We start from the raw sequence: 14,994 nt of genomic DNA, 5'->3' as shown, positions 1-14,994 counted from the left end.
GGAGGTCTCGCGATGGACGGACATCTGACCGGATCTCAGATCGGATTCCACGGGCTGTTGAACCAGCGCGTGAACCAGCCGGGCGTGGCGGCATCGGCCAGGACGCCCCGGCCGCTGTAGGCGATGCGGGCGTTGGCCACGCGCTGCGAGGACACGCGGTTCTCGCTGTCCACATCCGCCGGACGGACGTAGCCGGCCACGCGCATCAGCTCCTCGCCCTGGTTCAGCGTCAGGCTCTTCTCGCCGTGCACGCGCAGCAGGCCGTTGGAGGTCACCTCCTGCACGACCACGGTGATCGCGCCCTGCAGCGTGTTCTGCTGCGTGCTGCTGCCGCTGCCGTTGAAGTCGCGCCCCGCGTTGATGCCGTACGAGCGCTGCTTGCCGTTCAGGTCCAGGCCGAAGCTGCCGCCGCTGGTCTTGCCGCTCTGCGTGTTGGCGCTCTTGCTGGCCTGCGTCGCTTCTTCGAGCACGATGGTCAGCACGTCGCCGGAGCGGAAGGCACGCGTGTCGGCAATCAGGCTGGCGCTGCGGCCCGCGGCGAACACGCCGCCCCCCGACGGCCGGACCGTCTCCGCGATCGGCAGCGGCAGGCCGCCGGGATCGGCGCTCGGCAGTTCCGGCGGCGCGATGATCGCGCAGCCGCCCAGGCTCGCCGCGAGGATCGCGGCAGCAGCGAGTGGAAGAAGACGGGCAGCAGCGTTCATCGACGTCTCCTCAGCGTGCGGCCTGCGCCAGCACCTGCAGCATGTTGTCGGCGGCGGAGAGCACCTTGGTGTTCATCTCGTAGGTGCGCTGCGCCGCGATCATGTCGACCATCTCCTCGACGACCTGGACGTTCGAGCCTTCCAGCGCGCCCTGCTTGAGCTTGCCCAGGCCGTTCTCGCCCGGCACCCCCTCGGTCGGCGCGCCGCTGGCGCCGGTCTCCTGGTACAGGTTGCCGCCCAGCGCCAGCAGGCCGGCCGGGTTGACGAACTGCGTCAGGCGCAGCTGCCCGATCTCCTGCGGCGCGGCGTTGTCGGCGACGGTGATCGACACGACGCCGTTCTCGCCGATCGTCAGCGACTTGGCGTTGACGGGGATGGTGATCTCCGGCTGCAGGCGCTGGCCCTGCGCCGTCGTCAGCCGGCCTTCCGGGCTGACGTTGAGCTGGCCGGCGCGCGTGTAGGCCGGCCGGCCGTTCGGTCCCTCGACCTGCAGGAAGCCGTTGCCGACGATGGCCACGTCCATGCTCTGGCCGGTCGTCTGCAGGTTGCCGTTGGTGAACACCTTCTGCGTGCCCACCATGCGCGTGCCGTTGCCCAGCTGCACGCCGGTCGGCGCGGCGGTGCCATCCTCGGCCTGCGCGCCGGGCTGGCGCTCGACCTGGTAGAAAAGGTCCTCGAACATCACCCGGTCGCGCTTGAAGCCGACCGTGTTGACGTTGGCCAGGTTGTTGGCGATCGCTTGCAGCTTGGCGTCCTGCGCCTGCACGCCGGTCTTGCTGATCCACATGGCGGGGTTCATCGGGGGCTCCTTGGGGAAATGCGGGAATGTCGGGGGAACGGGATCGAGGTCGAGGTCGAGGTCGAGGTCGAGGCCGAGGTCGAGGTCGAGTGAACGGACGGCCGCGTCACTCGCGGACCAGCCGGTTGCCGGTATCGGCCATGCCGTCGGCGGCCTTGTAGAGGCGCATCTGCAGCTCGAAGTCGCGGGCCAGGTTCATCGTGGCGACCATCTCCTCGACGGCCGAGACGTTGCTCGATTCGAGCTTGCCCTTGGCGACCTGCACGGCCGGATCGGCGGCCGGCGTGCTGCCGTCGCGCGTCACCAGCAGGCCGGCCTCGTTCTTGGTCAGCTGCGAGAACGGCGGCTTGACGAGCTTGAGGCGGTCCACCGTCTGCAGCTCGGGCTGGCCGTTGGCCAGGACCGAGATCGTGCCGTCGGCCTGTACTTCGAGCCTGTCGTGCGGCGGCAGCACGATCGGACCGCCCTCGCCCAGCACCGCGTGACGGCCCAGGCGCAGCGTGCCGTCGGCGTCGACGGTGAAGTTGCCGCTGCGGGTGTAGGCCTCGCGGCCCGCCGGTCCGTCCTGCGCCACGGCGAACAGGCCCTCGCCCTCGACCGCCAGGTCGAGATCGCGGCCCGTGTCGCGCTGGCTGCCGGCGCGCGCGCGTGACGACGTCCGAACGCGCCTGCGCCAGGTGCCGCGCGTCGTAGCCGTAGCCCTTCACCTGCGCGGCGCCGGCCTGCTCGAGGTTGGCGCGGAAGCCGGCCGTCTCCATGTTGGCCAGGTTGTTGGCATGCACGGCCTGCGCGCGCTGGATGCGCTCGGCGCCGCTCATGACGGTGTAGATCAGGGCGTCCATCGGGGGCTCGCTTCAGTCCGGGTGGTCGGGAAGAACTCGCGGAGAACTCGCGGAGAACTCGCGTCAGACGGCCTGCATCAGCGCCTGCATCATCTCGTTCTCGGTCGAGATGAGCTTGGTGTTGGCCTGGTAGTTGCGCTGCGCGCTCATCAGGCTGACGAGCTCGCCGGTCACGTCGACGTTGGACTGCTCGATCGCGCCGGCGCTGAGCTTGGACGCCGTGCCCGCGCCCGGGCGCGAGTACAGCGCCACGCCGCTGTCGATGGTCGACGTCCAGCTCGTGTCGCTCATCGGCTTGAGCGCGCGTCTCGTTGGCGAAGGTGGCCAGCGCGATGGTGCCGACGGTCTGCTTCTCGCCGTTGCTGTAGTTGGCCACCAGCGAGCCGTCCTCCGACAGGCTGGTGCCGGTCAGCGTGCCGGCGGCATAGCCGTTGGACTCGTTGGTGCGGGTCGTCGTGTCGCCGGCGTATTGCGTGGTGGTGGTGTAGTCGATGCGCATGGCGATCGGCGCGGCGCCGTTGGCCGGCGCGGCGTTCAACGTCACGGCGGGCACGGCGGTGAGCTGGCCCAGTGCGTCGAAGTTCATCGTCGCGCCGACGCCGGCCGGGGCCGCGCCGTCGAAGCTGTAGTACGCGTTGACGGCGCCGACGCCGGTCTTCACGAAGTACTGCGTCACGCTGTGCTTGGTGCCCAGCGAGTCGTACACGACCGAGGTCACCGAGCTGTTGTAGCTGCGCGAGTCGTCCTTGTCGAAGGGCGCGAGCGCGGGCACGGTCCAGTCGGCGCTGAGGTTGCCGTTGTAGGTCAGCACGTCGCTGGCCTGCGCCGGGATCGTGCCGGCGTTGACGCGCAGGTCGCCGAAGGCACCCAGGCCGGCACCCGGCACCGGCCGGCCGTTGGCGTCCAGCACCGCGGCGTAGCCCTGCGCCTTGCGGCCCAGGCTGTCGATGACGTTGCCGTCCTTGTCGACGTCGAACAGGCCCACGCGGGTGAACACGGTCTGGCCGTCGTCGCCCTTGACCGCGAAGAAGCCGCGGCCCTGGATCATCGCGTCCATGCCGCGTCCGGTGTTGAACAGGCCGCCGCCGGTCTGGATGCTTTGCGAGATCGAGCCCACTTCCACGCCGGTGGGCGCGCTGTCGGCGTACATGGACGAGAAGTTGCTGCGGCTGGACTTGAAGCCGTAGGTGCCGGAGTTGGCGATGTTGTTGCTGATGGTCTCCAGGCTGGCGTTGACCGCGTTGATGCCCGAACGTGCGATTTCGAAACTCATGGGGGCCTCCGAAGGCGTTGGATGCTGGGAACTGGGGAAGACTCTGAAGAACCTGGGAAGGACGCGCCCGTCAGGACGCGGCGCGGCCCTTGAACTGGGTGATGGCCTGGCTGGTGACCTCGCCGACGCCGGCGAGCTGCAGCATCACGCTGCCGTCGGCGGACAGGCGCACGCCGTCCAGGCGGGCGACGGTCTCCAGGCTCACCTCGCGCTTGTCCTTGGCCTCGAACTTCAGGCTGTACTGGCCGTCGCGCAGGCCCAGCTTGGCCGGGTCCAGCGTGTAGCCGTGCTCGCCCTTGCCGAGCGAGCCGAGATCGATGCGCTGCTCGGTGCCGTCGCCGGCCGTCACCACCAGCGTGTTGGCGGGGCTGCTCGAATCCAGCGTGTAGCGCAGCTCGACCGGATCGCCCTGCAGCTGCACCTGCGAGACGGTGGCCTGCAGCGTCGAGCCGACCTGCGCGCCCAGCGTCATCAGCTGCAGGCTCGCCAGCATGCTGGCGTTGGTCTGGCCCTGCGAGGTGAGCTTCTGCATCGATTCGACCTGGCTCAACTGCGTGAGCTGGCTGACGAATTGCGACGGGTCCTGGGGCGACAGCGGGTCCTGGTTCTTGATCTGCGCGACGAGCAGCGTGGTGAACAGGTTGCTCAGGCCGCCGCTGTCGCCGTTGCCGGCGATCGCGCTGGACGACGAAGTGCCGTTGCCGCTCGAGTTGTTGTTGACGGAAGTGGTCATGTCGGTGCTCCGTGGAGGATCGGGGTCAGGTCTTGATCAGGGTCGGTTCAGGCATGGATCAGCCTTCGCCGAGGCGCAGCAGCGACTGCTGCATCGACTTCACGCGCGACAGCACCTCGACGTTGGTCTCGAAGGCGCGCGAGGCGGACAACATGTCGGTCATCTCGGCCACCGGGTTGACGTTGGGGTAGAAGACCTCGCCGTTCTCGTTGGCCAGCGGGTTCTCGGGCTCGTAGGCCTTGCGCAGCGGCTCCTGGCTCTCGACGACGTCCAGCACCTGCACGCGCGTGCCGGCGAGTTGCTGGTCGCCCAGCCCTTCGCGCGCGGCGAGCGCGGCGAACACCGGCTTGCGGGCGTGGTACGTGGCGGTCTCGCTGCCGGCGGCCGACTGCGCGTTGGCCAGGTTGCTGGCGATCGTGTTCAGGCGCACCGTCTGCGCGGACATCGCCGAACCGGCGATCTGGCTGATCTGCTTGAAGGACATGACAGCTCCCGTTTTGTCGCTCATTGACCGCTGATGGCCTTGGCCACGCCCTTGAGCTTCATGTTCACGAAGCTCAGGCTGGTCTGGAAATCGAGCGCGTTCTGCGCGAAGGCGGCCTGCTCCACGCCGAGCTCGACGGTGTTGCCGTCCTGCGCCGGGTGGTACGGGACGCGGTACTTCATGTCCTGGTCGCCGGTGTCGAGCGCGAGCTCGCCGTTGAACCCGTCGCCCGATCCGTCGCCGGAACCCAGTGCGCTGCGCAAGGACGCGGCAAAATCAATGTCGCGCGCCTGAAACCCCGGCGTGCTGACGTTGGCGATGTTGGAGGCCAGGACCTTGGTCCGCTCCGCGCGCAGACGCAGCGCGTCGTCATGCACCCCGGCCGCCTTGCTGAAATCGATGCTCATGCGCGACTCCCTCTTTCCGTTCGTTTCCGAATCCGTTGCTGTCTGTCGTCCGCTGTCGATCGCTCTGGCGATCTCAGCGCTGTCCTGGCCGTTGGCCGGCCTTGCCGCCACGCTCGACGAGCAGGTGCTGGACACCGCCCGTACCGCCTTGCTCGACCAGGCGCAGCAGGCCGGCCTGATCTCGCCCGAACTGCAGCTTCAGCAGCCCGCGCCGCGTCCGCGTCCGGCCTGCCCGGCCGGCTGGGACGTCGCGCTGCAGGACAGCCGCAGCCTGATGCGCCTGCGCCTGGTGGCCCGCTGCACCGACGACGCCGCCCGCGTGCCGCCGCAGGACTTCCTGCTGCGCGCGACGCTGAGCGCCGAGGTGCTCGTCGTCACGCAGGGCGTGGCCAGCGGTCAGCCGGTCAGCGACGATCAACTCCAGCTGCAGCGCCGCGACATCAGCCAGACGCCCGACGCGCTGTCCACGCTGGAGCCCGGCTTCGCCGCACGCACCACACTGCGCCCGGGCCAGCTGCTGCAGAAGCGTCTGCTGGCCGCGGCCATCGTGGTCAAGCGCGGCGACGCCGTGCGCATCCAGGCCAGCCGCGGCGGCGTCAGCGTCGAAGGCGCCGGCGAGGCGCTCGACAGCGGCGCGCGCCAGGGCCTGATCCGCGTGCGCAACAGCGCCAGCGGCCGCGTGATCCAGGCCCGCGTGCTGGACGCCGGACTGGTCGAGCCCGCCGAACTGCGCTGAGTCGATCGCCGCGAAGACCGGCTTCATTTCGCAACTCCAGCCGCGCGCGCGGCGGCGCCCGTCGAGGTCGATTTCTGAGCGGTGTCGAGTTGCGTCGTCACGCGCGCCGCCACCTGCGTGAGCTTCTCCGCATACGCCGGATCGGTGGCGTAGCCCCCGCGCTGCAGCGCGACACCGTAGGCGCGTGCATCGGCGCCGGCGTTGAGGGCGCCCTGATAACGCGGGCTCGTGCCGACCAGCCGGGCCAGATCGTCGAAGGACTGCGACGGCGACGCATAGGCACGGAACGCCTCGCTGCGCGCGACGGGCGCGCCGCCCTCGACCTCCGTCGTCATCGCCTGCGCGACGGCACCCTGCCAGCCGGTGGCCTTGATGCCGAAGTAGTTGTGGCTGCTCGAGCCATCCGCCGCGCGGATCGGCGAGCGGCCCCAGCCCGTTTCCAGCGCGGCCTGCGCGGTCAGCACCTCGGGCGCGACGCCCAGCTTCGCGCCGGCGCCGCGCGCCAGCGGCAGCACCTCGTCGATGAAGGCCTGGCGCTGCGCGTCGCCGACGGCGTCGTCCGCCGAACCACCGGTGCCGGGCGCCGAATCCATGCCGGCCACCGAGAGCACCCGCGCGCGGCCCCACGCGCCTTCCGGGCTCAGGCCACGCGCGGCGCCGCCATCGGCACCGCCGTCACCCTGCTCGATGTAGCGGACCACATCACGGTGCAGTTCATTGAACAGCGCGTCGAAGCGCGGCGTGCCGAAGGCGCCCGCGCCGGCAGTGCTCGTGGCGCCAATCGGGCTGACCGCGCCCACCCCACCGATGGCACCCGCGCTGGCGGCGCGCGCCGGCGCGACTTGAGCGCTCGCCAGCGACGGAAACTCGCCCGCGCGGAGCTCAACGTTCCGCATAGATGTGCTCCTCGCGGCCCAGCAGTTGCTGCATCAGCGCCTGCTGCTCGCCGATCAGTTGCGCGTTGCGCAGGTTCATCGCCTTGCACTCCGCCAGCGCGCGTTCGATCGCGCGGCGCAGCGCGGCGATCGGCTCGGCCGTCGCGGCCGGCAGGCGCTCCAGCAGCGCGCGCAGGCTGGGCTGCGCCGCGCGGCCGAGCAGGCCGACCAGCAGCTCGCGGCGACGCGCGCGTTGCGCCTCCATCTCCGCGGCCTGCGCGAGGATCTCCGCGGACAGCGCCGCCATCGCCTCGGCCTCGTGCCGCAGCGCGGCGTGGAACTGGCGGTCCAGCAGCTCGCGCAAGGTCTCGTAGCCGCGCAGGTCCTGCGAGAGTCCGTCGACGAGCTGCTGCAGCATCACCGCGGCGGTGCTGTCGGCGCGGCGCGCCGTGCGGGTCAGCGTCGCGGTCACGCGCGGCCTCCGTGATAACGCTGGATGAGCTGCGACAGCCGGTTCGCGTCGAACTTGATCTCGCCCTTGGCCAGCGCGTCGCGCAGCGCGGCGACCTTCACCTCGTCGACTTCCGGCATCGCGGCGAGCGTCGCCTGCGCGGGCTTGAGGACCTCGCTCGCCAGCTCGCCGGCGAGCATCGCGGGACCGGACGACGGGCCGGCGCCGAGCGCGCGGTCGGTCGACTCGACGGACGCCGACGACGTCGTGCCGGCGGCGGGATTCAACGGGTTGGTGCCAGTGATCTTCATTCGTTCACCCTTGGATCTGGTGCGCATGCGGCCTCCGTCAGCGGGAGGCCGCCGGCTGCGGCTTCATCAACGCGCCGCGAACCTGCTCGGCGGCATCGCCGTCGCGCGCCGGGTCGCGCAGCCCGGCCGGGCCGAACATCCCGGCGATCGCCTGCGCCTGCTTGGCGGTCAGCAGCATCAGCTCGATGCGGCGGTTGGCCGCCGCGGTCGGCGCCAGCGGGTCCAGCGGCGCGGCGTCGGCCATGCCGGTGACCTGCAGCACGCTGGACTCGGGCATGCCGCCGACCAGCAGTTCCTGGCGGGCCGCCATCGCGCGATGGCTGGACAGCGCCCAGTTGGTGAAGGCGCCCGGCCCCTTGTCCTGATAGGCCGTCGCATCGGTGTGACCGACGATCAGCAACTGGTTGCGGATCTCCGCCAGCAGCGGGCCCAGCTTGCGCAGCAGCGCGCGCAGCGGCGCGGCCGGCTGCGCGCTGCCGCGCTCGAACATGCCGCTGGCCTCGGTGTCGTGCAACTGCAGCCGCAGACCCTGCGGCGTGACGGCGCTGCGCAGATGGCCCTCCAGCCCTCTTCCTTGGCCAGCGCGGCGATGCGACGCGCGAGCGCCTGCAACTGCTCCGGCGAATCCAGGCTGGGCCGACCCATGCGCGAATCCGTCGAGCCGTGCTGCGGATCGCCGGGGCTGGGCTCCTCGCTGCGCGCGGGCACCGGATGGCGCTCGATCATGCTGCCGCGCGAGCCGGCGGCCAGCGAGTTCGTCAGCCCCTGCCCGTCCTCGATCAGGTTGGCGCCCGCGTTCTGCAGCACGACCTGCATGCGCTCGGCGTTGCGCGAGGCCAGCAGCCACAGCACCAGGAACAGGCACAGCAGCGCCAGGCAGAAGTCGGCGAACGCGACCTTCCACGCGCCGCCGTGGCCTTCGTCGTCGGCACGGCGCGAGACGCGCTTCACCACGGTCGGGTGGTGATCGCGCGCGCCCTTGCCGCCAGCACCTGCCAGGCCGCCGGGACCGATGGACACGACCTCAGGCTGCACGGCGCTCTCCTTCTCCCGCCGGGCGATCGCCCGCGCGGCGGCGCGGCGTGGCGGCCGGCTCATCGCCGTTGAGGGCGTCGATCCAGCTTTCGAGCAGCGCGAAGCTGGGCTTGATGTTGAGCTGCACCAGACGGCGTCCGGCGTCGATCGCCAGCAGCGGCGGCTTGCCCGACACATGCGTCACCAGCACGACCTTGACGGACTCCAGCGACGCCAGCTCCTCATGCACCAGCTGCTTCATCATGTTGGACAGCGGGTCCATCACGCCGTAGCAGAAGAAGATGCCGATGAAGGTCCCGACCATCGCGGCGGCGACCATCACGGCGATCTCGCCGGTGCCCGCGCCTTCGGCGACGTGGTTCATCGCCATCACGATGCCCAGCACCGCGGCCAGGATGCCGAAGCCGGGCATCGCCTCGGCGATCTTGTGCAGCGACTTGGACGGCTGCATCAGCTCGTCGTGGATGGCCTCGAGCTCCTGCTCCAGCACGCCCTCGAGCTCATGCGCGTTGATCTTGCCCATCGCCATCAGGCGGAAGTTGTCGACGATGAAGTGCAGCAGCTTGCGGTTGTCGAGGATCAGCGGATAACGCTGGAACAGCGCGCTCTCGTGCGGCGCCTCGACGTGCGCGTCCAGCGCCTTCAGGCCGCCGGCGGCCGTCTGCAGCAGCTCGTACATCAGCAGCAGCAGCTGGCGCTGGAACTCCTGGCCGTGGTCGCTGCGGCGCACCAGCTTGCGCAGTTGCAGCAGCATCTCCGACAGCACGTGGCGCGGGTTGCCCAGCACGATCGCGCCCACGCCGGCGCCGACGATGATCAGCAGCTCCACCGGCTGCCAGATGACCTTGAACTGGCCGCCGTGCAGCATGAAGCCGCCGAAGACGCAGCCCAGGACGATCCCGATTCCGATGAGTGCCTGCATGTCCGTTCCTTTTTCCTGTTCCGCCGGTCTTCAGACTTGCTGCAGAAAGGCGCGCATCTTGGCGAGCGCGGCCTTGTTGATCTGGGAGACGCGCGCCTCGGTGAGATCGAGCACGGCGGCGATCTCCTTGAGGCTGGCGTCGAATTCGTAATAGAGCTGGATCACCCGCTGCTCGCGCTCGTTGAGCGCCGTCAGCGCCTGCGCGATCGAGCGCGTGACCATCAGCTGCGCTTCCGGGTTGCGATGCTCGCTGGGCATCTGCGCCAGTTCCTCGACCAGTTCGTCGAAGCTGGCCATCTCCTCGGCCACCTCGGCCTGGAGGAAGTCCTGGTACTGCTGCGGCGTGAGCTTCAGGTGGCGCAGGATCTCGGCCTCGGCCGGCTCGCGGCCGAGTTGCCGGGTGAGCGCGCGCAGCGCATCGCGCTGCTTGTGGCTGTCCTGGCGCACGGTGCGCGGGACGCCAGTCCTGGCGGCGCAGCTCGTCCAGGATCGCGCCGCGCACCCGCAGCGCGGCGAAGGCGCCGAAACCGCCGTCCGGTTGTCCGTAGCGGCGCAGCGCCTCCAGCAGGCCCATCAGGCCGATCTGCTCCATGTCCTCGCGGTCCATCACCGCGCTGGCCTGCGCCGACAGCTGCCGCACCACGCGCTTGACCAGCGGCGCGTACTCGCGCAGCGCGCGCTGCTCGAGCTCGGCGCTTTGCGCGGCGCTGAGGCCCGCCGTCGCGACGGCGCCCCATTCGGCGTAGGCATGCTGCACGGTGCTCTGTCCCGGTGGTGCTGGTGGTTCTGGTCGTGCTGGTGATCGCGCGCGGACGGGACCGTCACTCGATGATCAGCTTGCCGATCAGCGCCTCGGCGAACGGCGCGTCGCGCCGGTCCGCCGCATAGCTCTCGGCATAGGCCTGGTTGAGCAGCTGCGCGAACTGCTCGACGCTCATCGCCTGCGCGCTCTCGACCGTGTGCGTGGACAGCGCCTTCACCGCCACCGTGCGCAGCAGCGGCAGGTGGTCCTTGGTGCGCTTTTCCTGCTCGGGCAAGGTCTTGAAGACGATGTCCACCGCCATGTAGTGCGACACCGCCGAGCCGTTCGGGCCGCGCAGCATCACCAGCACCTTGTCCAGCGTCACGTACTTGTAGTCGGGCGCCGGCTTGCCGTCGTCCTTGGGATCCTTGGCGTCCTTGCCGCCATGCGCGGCGTCGGCGCCGGCGGCGGTCGCCGCCGTCTTGATGCCGTCGGCCTTCAGCCACCACACGGCGGCGCCGGCACCACCGGCGGCCAGCAGCGCGACGACGGCGATCACGCCGATCAACTTGGTCCTGTTCTTCATCGCGTGGTCCTCGTGTTGCCGACCGTGATGCCGCCCGTGAAGCCCATGGCGCCCACACCGACCGCCCCCGCGGCGTTGCCCGCCAACGCGTCCGCGAAGCCGAAGGCGGCGGAAGCGCCCGACGTGCCGTGGTCGTCGTCCTGCAGCGCGCGACCGGGCTGGCGTTGCGCATCGCGTTGCTGACCGCCCGATTGCGGCTGGCCGCCCGCGGCGGCGCCGTCGCGACCACGGCCGTCGCCGGCCGCCTGCGCGCCCGAGGCGACCTGCACCGACACATCGCCGGAGTGGCGCTGCACCAGTTCATGGCGCAGCGGCTCGGCGATCTGGCGCAGTTGCTGGCGCACGTCGTCATTGCTGGCGGAGAGCTGCACCTGCAGCGCGCCGCCTTGCTGGCGGATGTCGATCTCGATGCGGCCCAGCTGCGGCGGCTCCAAATGGAGGCGAGCACTGTCCGCGCGCTGCGCGATCTGCAGTTGCAGCCGGTCGCCCAGCGCCTGCATCAGCGGCTGCTGCCAGGCCTCGCGCGAGGCGGGCAGCGTGAGCGTCGAGGACACCGAGGCTCCGACGTCGGTGCCGCCCGACATCGCGCCCGGCGTCATCGCCGTCATCAGGTCGGCGCTCCAGCGCTGCAGCCCTTGCCAGGCGCCGGCGTCGGTCGCGCCCGCCGGCACCGCGACGTCCGCGCCTTGCATCGCGAGCAGACGCGCCGCGTCGGTCGTCAGTGCCGATGGCAGGGGCGTCGCGTCTTGCGAGGCCCGCGAAGACGGCGAGGCCGGCGAGTTCGACGCCGCACCGGCCAGGTTTCCCGACGCGCCGGCCGCATCGCGCGCCACCGGGGCCGGCGGCATCACCACGGGGATCAGCGTCGGCATCAGCATCGCCATCAGCGGCGCGCTCGCGGGCAGCGCAGCGTCATCCTGCGCGGCGGAGGCCTCACCATCGGTGCCGTCGCCCGCCGGCCCGCGCCCCCCCTGCCGACGACGCCGATCGCGTCCTGGCCCGCGGTGCCTGCCGGGCCGCGACCCAGCAGTTCATCAAGGGCCTGCATCAGCGCGGCGTCGAGCACGTCGACGTTCCCATCGGCGCTGCCGCCCGGCGCGTCAGCCCCCTGGACCTGCGCCGTGTCACGCTCCCCCGCGGGTGCCATCAGCGGCGCGAAGGGCAGCACCACGGCCGGCGCGGCAGTCCCGTCCGCCGTGCCCGCACGGTCCGCCTTGCCGCCCGCCGCGTTGCCAGAAGGAAGTCCCGGCGCCGTCGCGGCGGACGGCGAGGCGGCGGCGTTGGCCGCGGCGGCCATCGGAGTCATCGTCATCGTCATGCTCTGCGCCTCCGTGCCCCAGTCGGCGGACTCCGCATACGCGGACCACCCCGCGCTGCTGCCGCATCTGTTCCAGCGTCTGCCCGATGCGCTCGAGCTCGCGCTGGCATTCGCCGCTGATCCTGCTGATGGCAGCCGGCGCAGCCGCCGCAGCGCGGCGCGCTCGCCGGGCGTCAGCGCCGCGGCGTCGAGGCCGCCCAGCAGCTGGCCAGTTCCGCGTCGCCGCGGGCCAGCGCGGTCCAGTTGCGTTGGGCACAGGCGTCGCGCAGGCGCTCGCCGAGCATCTGCAGGCGCGCGGTGATCGGCACCGGCGGAGGGTCTGGGGCATCGCCATGTCCTCCTCACCCGTGGCGGGCGAGCACGCCCTGCCAGCCGCCGCGGATCTGCGCGAGCAGGCCGCGGACCTCGTCGACCAGCGCGACGTCCAGCTCGACCCCGGCGCGGTACAGCCGCTCCGCGCAGTAGTCGTAGAGCCGCGCCAGGCTGGCCACGACCTCCCCGCCCGTGTCCAGGTCCAGCGCGCTGGACAGCCCGTTGATGATGGCGACGCACTTGTCCAGGCTGGCGGCCTTGAGCTCGAAGCGCCGCGCCTCGATGTGGGCGCGGGCGCGGGCGAGCTCGTCCAGCAGGCCGTCCATCAGCACCAGCACCAGCTGGAGCGGCGAGGCCTGCGCGGTCTGCGCCTGCAGATGGACGGACTGGTAGCTCTGGTAGGCGTCGTAGCTCATGGGGTCGTCGTGGGCGTGTCGTCGAGGAGGTGCGCGGCGCTCAGGCCGCGACGGCGTCGAACAGGCTGCCCGTGCCACCCAGTTGCGTCTGCAGGTTCTGCAGCTGCGTGAACTGTTGGAGGTAGCGCGTGTACGCCTGGTTGTATTGCTGGTCCAGACGCAGCTGGCGGTCGCTGATGCTCTTCTGCTGCGACTGGATCGTGGTCTGGCGCTGCTTGATCTGGCCGTTGGCACTGTTGGTCCAGGTGTCGGCGAGCTTGTCCATCGCGCCGAGCAGGCCCGACGAGTTGGACAGCGCGGTCGAGCCCAGCACCTTGTCCAGCGCGTCGGGCGTGGCCGACAGCGCCTTGCCCAGCTTGGCGCTGTCGAGCGTGGCGCTGCCGTCGCGGCCGATGGATACGCCCAATGTGCGCAGGTTGGCGCCGCCGTAGTCGTTGCGCAGCACGTTGCCGATGCGGTCGCGCAGCGCGCGCACGCCGGCGTCGCTGGCGAAGGCGCCGTTGGCCGTGCCTTCCTTGCCGACGACGGTCAGGTCGTCGAGCGCCTTCTCCAGCGTGTTGTACGCGTCGACGAAGCTCTGCAGCTTGGCGCTGGTGGCCGTGTCGTCGCGCGCGACGGTCAGCGTCACCGGCGACTCGCCGGTGGCCTGCGCCTTCTTCAGCGTGATGGACGCGCCCTGGATCGCGGTGACCGTGTTGCTGGCCTGCTGCAGCCGCACGCCGGTGCCCTGCGCGCCCAGCCAGACGACGGCGTCCTGCGCGCCGACCAGCTCCTTGCGCTTGCTCGTGTCGTCCAGCGCGGTCTTCAACGGGCCGGACAGGCCCGAGGTGTCGATCGTCAGCTTGCCGCCCGCGCCGCTGACCCCGGAGGTCAGCACCAGCTGCGTCGCGCCGCCGACGGTCACGACCATCGCGGTGGCGTTGCCGCTGGCCGCGGTGTTGATCGCACGAGCGATCTCGGTCTGCGACAACGTGCCGTCGCCGTCGCCGTCGGCACTGGCGAGGTCGACGTTGAAGCTGGTGCCGTTGGCCAGTTGCACGGACATGCTGCCCGGGCCGGCCGGCACCGCCGGCAGATCCTGGAAGGCGACCTGGTTGGTCGTCGCGAGCTGCTCGACGAACAGCGGCGTGCTGGTCGGCTGCGCCCCGGACGCGGCGGTCGCGGTCATGACCGCGCTGTCGCTGGGCGTGGCGCTGTACTGCGTGACCGACTGGCCGGGCTTGGACGACAAGGCGGCCAGCGCCGTCTTGAACGCGCTCAGCGCGCTCTGCAGCTTGGTCAGTCCGCTGGACGCGGTCTGCGCGGCCTTGGTCTGGGCGTCCAGCAGCGTCTGCGCCGGCTGCGTGTACGCGGTGGCCAGGCTGGTGGCCGTCGAGGTCGGATCGAAACTAGTCGCCATGGCGGGCTCCTCCACAAGGTCCGGGGTTGAGACTTCCCTGGTGGTAGGCGACCGGCAGCGGCCGGAACTTAAGCGGCGCGCGGTCAGCCACGGTTCCCCCGATCGTTGAGGCGGGTCATCGGACCCGAGCCGCCCCAGGAACCGAGGGCGCCGAAGGCGCTCAAGCCGCCGTAGGCGCTCAAGCCGCCGTAGGCGCTATCGTTCTGGGCGCTCTGCGACGCGATCTCGTCCTGCCCCTTCTGGTCGCGGCGGGCCTGCTCGGTGCGGACGCGCGCGTCGGCGCGGTCGACCAGTTGACGCAAGGTCTCCTGCTTGCGGGCGGCGGCCAGCGTGTCGGCGCGGGCCAGCTCCAGCTCGGCCTGGCGGCGCGCCAGCTCGGCGCGCTGCTGGTCGGCCCAGCCGCGCATCGCCTGCTTGTAGGCGGCGCTGTTCTGCGCCAGGCCGGGCAGCGCGACGCCGCTCAGCGTCGCCTGCGCGCCGAGCGCGTCCAGCCGGTCGACCGTGCCCTGCACCCGCTGGCACAGCTGCTGCTGCGCGACCAGCTTCGCCTGCTGACGATCGAGCTGGAGCTGCTGCAGCTCGGCCAGCTTGCCGAGGCTGCGACGCAGCGAATCCTGGCTGCCGCTCATGCGAGCACCTCCATCAGTTG

Annotated in this window: 20 protein-coding genes and 3 pseudogenes; 1 reads left to right on the top strand and 22 read right to left on the bottom strand. The window is 71.0% G+C overall.

Going from position 1 to position 14,994, the window contains the following annotated elements:
* Window positions 1–35: 35 nt before the first annotated feature.
* The 8 genes and pseudogenes from flgH to flgB form a co-directional block, all read right to left on the bottom strand.
* Entirely contained in the window at window positions 36–704 is a 669-nt protein-coding gene (gene flgH / locus ACFJIX_RS17710; protein ID WP_377153239.1) for a flagellar basal body L-ring protein FlgH, read from the bottom strand.
* Window positions 705–714: 10 nt separating this feature from the next.
* Entirely contained in the window at window positions 715–1,503 is a 789-nt protein-coding gene (gene flgG, locus ACFJIX_RS17705) for a flagellar basal-body rod protein FlgG (RefSeq protein ID WP_377153237.1), read from the bottom strand.
* Between the two features lie 106 nt (window positions 1,504–1,609).
* Window positions 1,610–2,345, bottom strand: a pseudogene (locus tag ACFJIX_RS17700) (flagellar basal body rod protein FlgF).
* A 63-nt stretch (window positions 2,346–2,408) separates the two neighbouring features.
* Window positions 2,409–2,495 (bottom strand): flagellar basal body rod C-terminal domain-containing protein, encoded by an 87-nt coding sequence (locus ACFJIX_RS17695; RefSeq protein ID WP_377161835.1) that lies wholly within the window; start codon window positions 2,493–2,495, stop codon window positions 2,409–2,411.
* Between the two features lie 205 nt (window positions 2,496–2,700).
* Window positions 2,701–3,618: pseudogene (locus ACFJIX_RS17690) on the bottom strand (flagellar hook protein FlgE); the annotation flags it as partial.
* A gap of 70 nt (window positions 3,619–3,688) precedes the next feature.
* Window positions 3,689–4,351: a flagellar hook capping FlgD N-terminal domain-containing protein gene (locus ACFJIX_RS17685; RefSeq protein WP_377153236.1), complete on the bottom strand. Its 663-nt coding sequence runs from the start codon at window positions 4,349–4,351 to the stop codon at window positions 3,689–3,691.
* 58 nt (window positions 4,352–4,409) lie between these two features.
* On the bottom strand, window positions 4,410–4,835 hold the full coding sequence (gene flgC / locus ACFJIX_RS17680; protein WP_331612753.1) for a flagellar basal body rod protein FlgC: 426 nt from the start codon (window positions 4,833–4,835) through the stop codon (window positions 4,410–4,412).
* 20 nt (window positions 4,836–4,855) lie between these two features.
* A complete protein-coding gene (gene flgB / locus ACFJIX_RS17675) occupies window positions 4,856–5,242 on the bottom strand; it encodes a flagellar basal body rod protein FlgB (protein ID WP_377153235.1) in 387 nt (128 codons plus the stop codon).
* Here flgB and flgA point away from each other — a divergent pair.
* Complete coding sequence (gene flgA / locus ACFJIX_RS17670; RefSeq protein WP_377153233.1) at window positions 5,241–5,978, top strand: flagellar basal body P-ring formation chaperone FlgA; 738 nt, start codon at window positions 5,241–5,243, stop codon at window positions 5,976–5,978. The two genes, flgB and flgA, sit on opposite strands and share 2 nt — an antisense overlap.
* A 23-nt stretch (window positions 5,979–6,001) precedes the next feature.
* Here the strand turns inward: flgA and ACFJIX_RS17665 are convergent, their stop codons facing one another.
* The 14 genes and pseudogenes from ACFJIX_RS17665 to fliD all read right to left on the bottom strand — a co-directional run bounded on the left by ACFJIX_RS17665 (window position 6,002) and on the right by fliD (window position 14,345).
* Window positions 6,002–6,874 carry a glucosaminidase domain-containing protein gene (locus ACFJIX_RS17665; RefSeq protein WP_377153231.1) on the bottom strand — a complete coding sequence of 291 codons (873 nt, stop codon included), beginning with the start codon at window positions 6,872–6,874 and terminating at the stop codon, window positions 6,002–6,004.
* Window positions 6,861–7,325, bottom strand: a complete 465-nt coding sequence (locus ACFJIX_RS17660; protein ID WP_377153229.1) for a flagellar protein FlgN — start codon at window positions 7,323–7,325, stop codon at window positions 6,861–6,863. Before ACFJIX_RS17660 ends, ACFJIX_RS17665 begins: the two co-directional genes overlap by 14 nt.
* Entirely contained in the window at window positions 7,322–7,615 is a 294-nt protein-coding gene (gene flgM, locus ACFJIX_RS17655; RefSeq protein WP_377153227.1) for a flagellar biosynthesis anti-sigma factor FlgM, read from the bottom strand. Before flgM ends, ACFJIX_RS17660 begins: the two co-directional genes overlap by 4 nt.
* 37 nt (window positions 7,616–7,652) lie before the next feature.
* Window positions 7,653–8,105 (bottom strand): OmpA family protein, encoded by a 453-nt coding sequence (locus ACFJIX_RS17650; protein WP_377153225.1) that lies wholly within the window; start codon window positions 8,103–8,105, stop codon window positions 7,653–7,655.
* Window positions 8,009–8,650 carry a flagellar motor protein MotB gene (locus tag ACFJIX_RS17645; RefSeq protein ID WP_377153223.1) on the bottom strand — a complete coding sequence of 214 codons (642 nt, stop codon included), beginning with the start codon at window positions 8,648–8,650 and terminating at the stop codon, window positions 8,009–8,011. Before ACFJIX_RS17645 ends, ACFJIX_RS17650 begins: the two co-directional genes overlap by 97 nt.
* A complete protein-coding gene (motA, locus tag ACFJIX_RS17640; RefSeq protein ID WP_377153221.1) occupies window positions 8,640–9,572 on the bottom strand; it encodes a flagellar motor stator protein MotA in 933 nt (310 codons plus the stop codon). The genes ACFJIX_RS17645 and motA overlap by 11 nt, the downstream gene beginning before the upstream one ends.
* Before the next feature lie 30 nt (window positions 9,573–9,602).
* Window positions 9,603–10,019 carry a sigma-70 family RNA polymerase sigma factor gene (locus tag ACFJIX_RS17635; protein WP_377153219.1) on the bottom strand — a complete coding sequence of 139 codons (417 nt, stop codon included), beginning with the start codon at window positions 10,017–10,019 and terminating at the stop codon, window positions 9,603–9,605.
* 70 nt (window positions 10,020–10,089) lie between these two features.
* Window positions 10,090–10,182 (bottom strand): annotated as a pseudogene (locus tag ACFJIX_RS17630) (RNA polymerase sigma factor FliA); the annotation flags it as partial.
* A 211-nt stretch (window positions 10,183–10,393) separates the two neighbouring features.
* Window positions 10,394–10,900 carry a flagellar basal body-associated FliL family protein gene (locus ACFJIX_RS17625; RefSeq protein WP_377153217.1) on the bottom strand — a complete coding sequence of 169 codons (507 nt, stop codon included), beginning with the start codon at window positions 10,898–10,900 and terminating at the stop codon, window positions 10,394–10,396.
* Entirely contained in the window at window positions 10,897–11,784 is an 888-nt protein-coding gene (locus ACFJIX_RS17620) for a flagellar hook-length control protein FliK (protein ID WP_377153215.1), read from the bottom strand. Before ACFJIX_RS17620 ends, ACFJIX_RS17625 begins: the two co-directional genes overlap by 4 nt.
* Entirely contained in the window at window positions 11,784–12,218 is a 435-nt protein-coding gene (locus ACFJIX_RS17615; protein ID WP_377153213.1) for a hypothetical protein, read from the bottom strand. The genes ACFJIX_RS17620 and ACFJIX_RS17615 overlap by 1 nt, the downstream gene beginning before the upstream one ends.
* A gap of 173 nt (window positions 12,219–12,391) precedes the next feature.
* Window positions 12,392–12,526, bottom strand: a complete 135-nt coding sequence (locus tag ACFJIX_RS17610) for a hypothetical protein (RefSeq protein WP_377153211.1) — start codon at window positions 12,524–12,526, stop codon at window positions 12,392–12,394.
* 33 nt (window positions 12,527–12,559) lie between these two features.
* Window positions 12,560–12,946 carry a flagellar export chaperone FliS gene (gene fliS, locus ACFJIX_RS17605; protein WP_377153209.1) on the bottom strand — a complete coding sequence of 129 codons (387 nt, stop codon included), beginning with the start codon at window positions 12,944–12,946 and terminating at the stop codon, window positions 12,560–12,562.
* A gap of 40 nt (window positions 12,947–12,986) precedes the next feature.
* Window positions 12,987–14,345 (bottom strand): flagellar filament capping protein FliD, encoded by a 1,359-nt coding sequence (gene fliD, locus ACFJIX_RS17600; protein ID WP_377153207.1) that lies wholly within the window; start codon window positions 14,343–14,345, stop codon window positions 12,987–12,989.
* Window positions 14,346–14,994: the final 649 nt, after the last annotated feature.

This window comes from Roseateles sp. UC29_93, assembly GCF_042695725.1.
Taxonomy (GTDB): domain Bacteria; phylum Pseudomonadota; class Gammaproteobacteria; order Burkholderiales; family Burkholderiaceae_C; genus Roseateles; species Roseateles noduli_A.
Note: the sequence above shows the minus strand (reverse complement) of the source record. Positions and strands in the feature narration are given on the sequence as shown.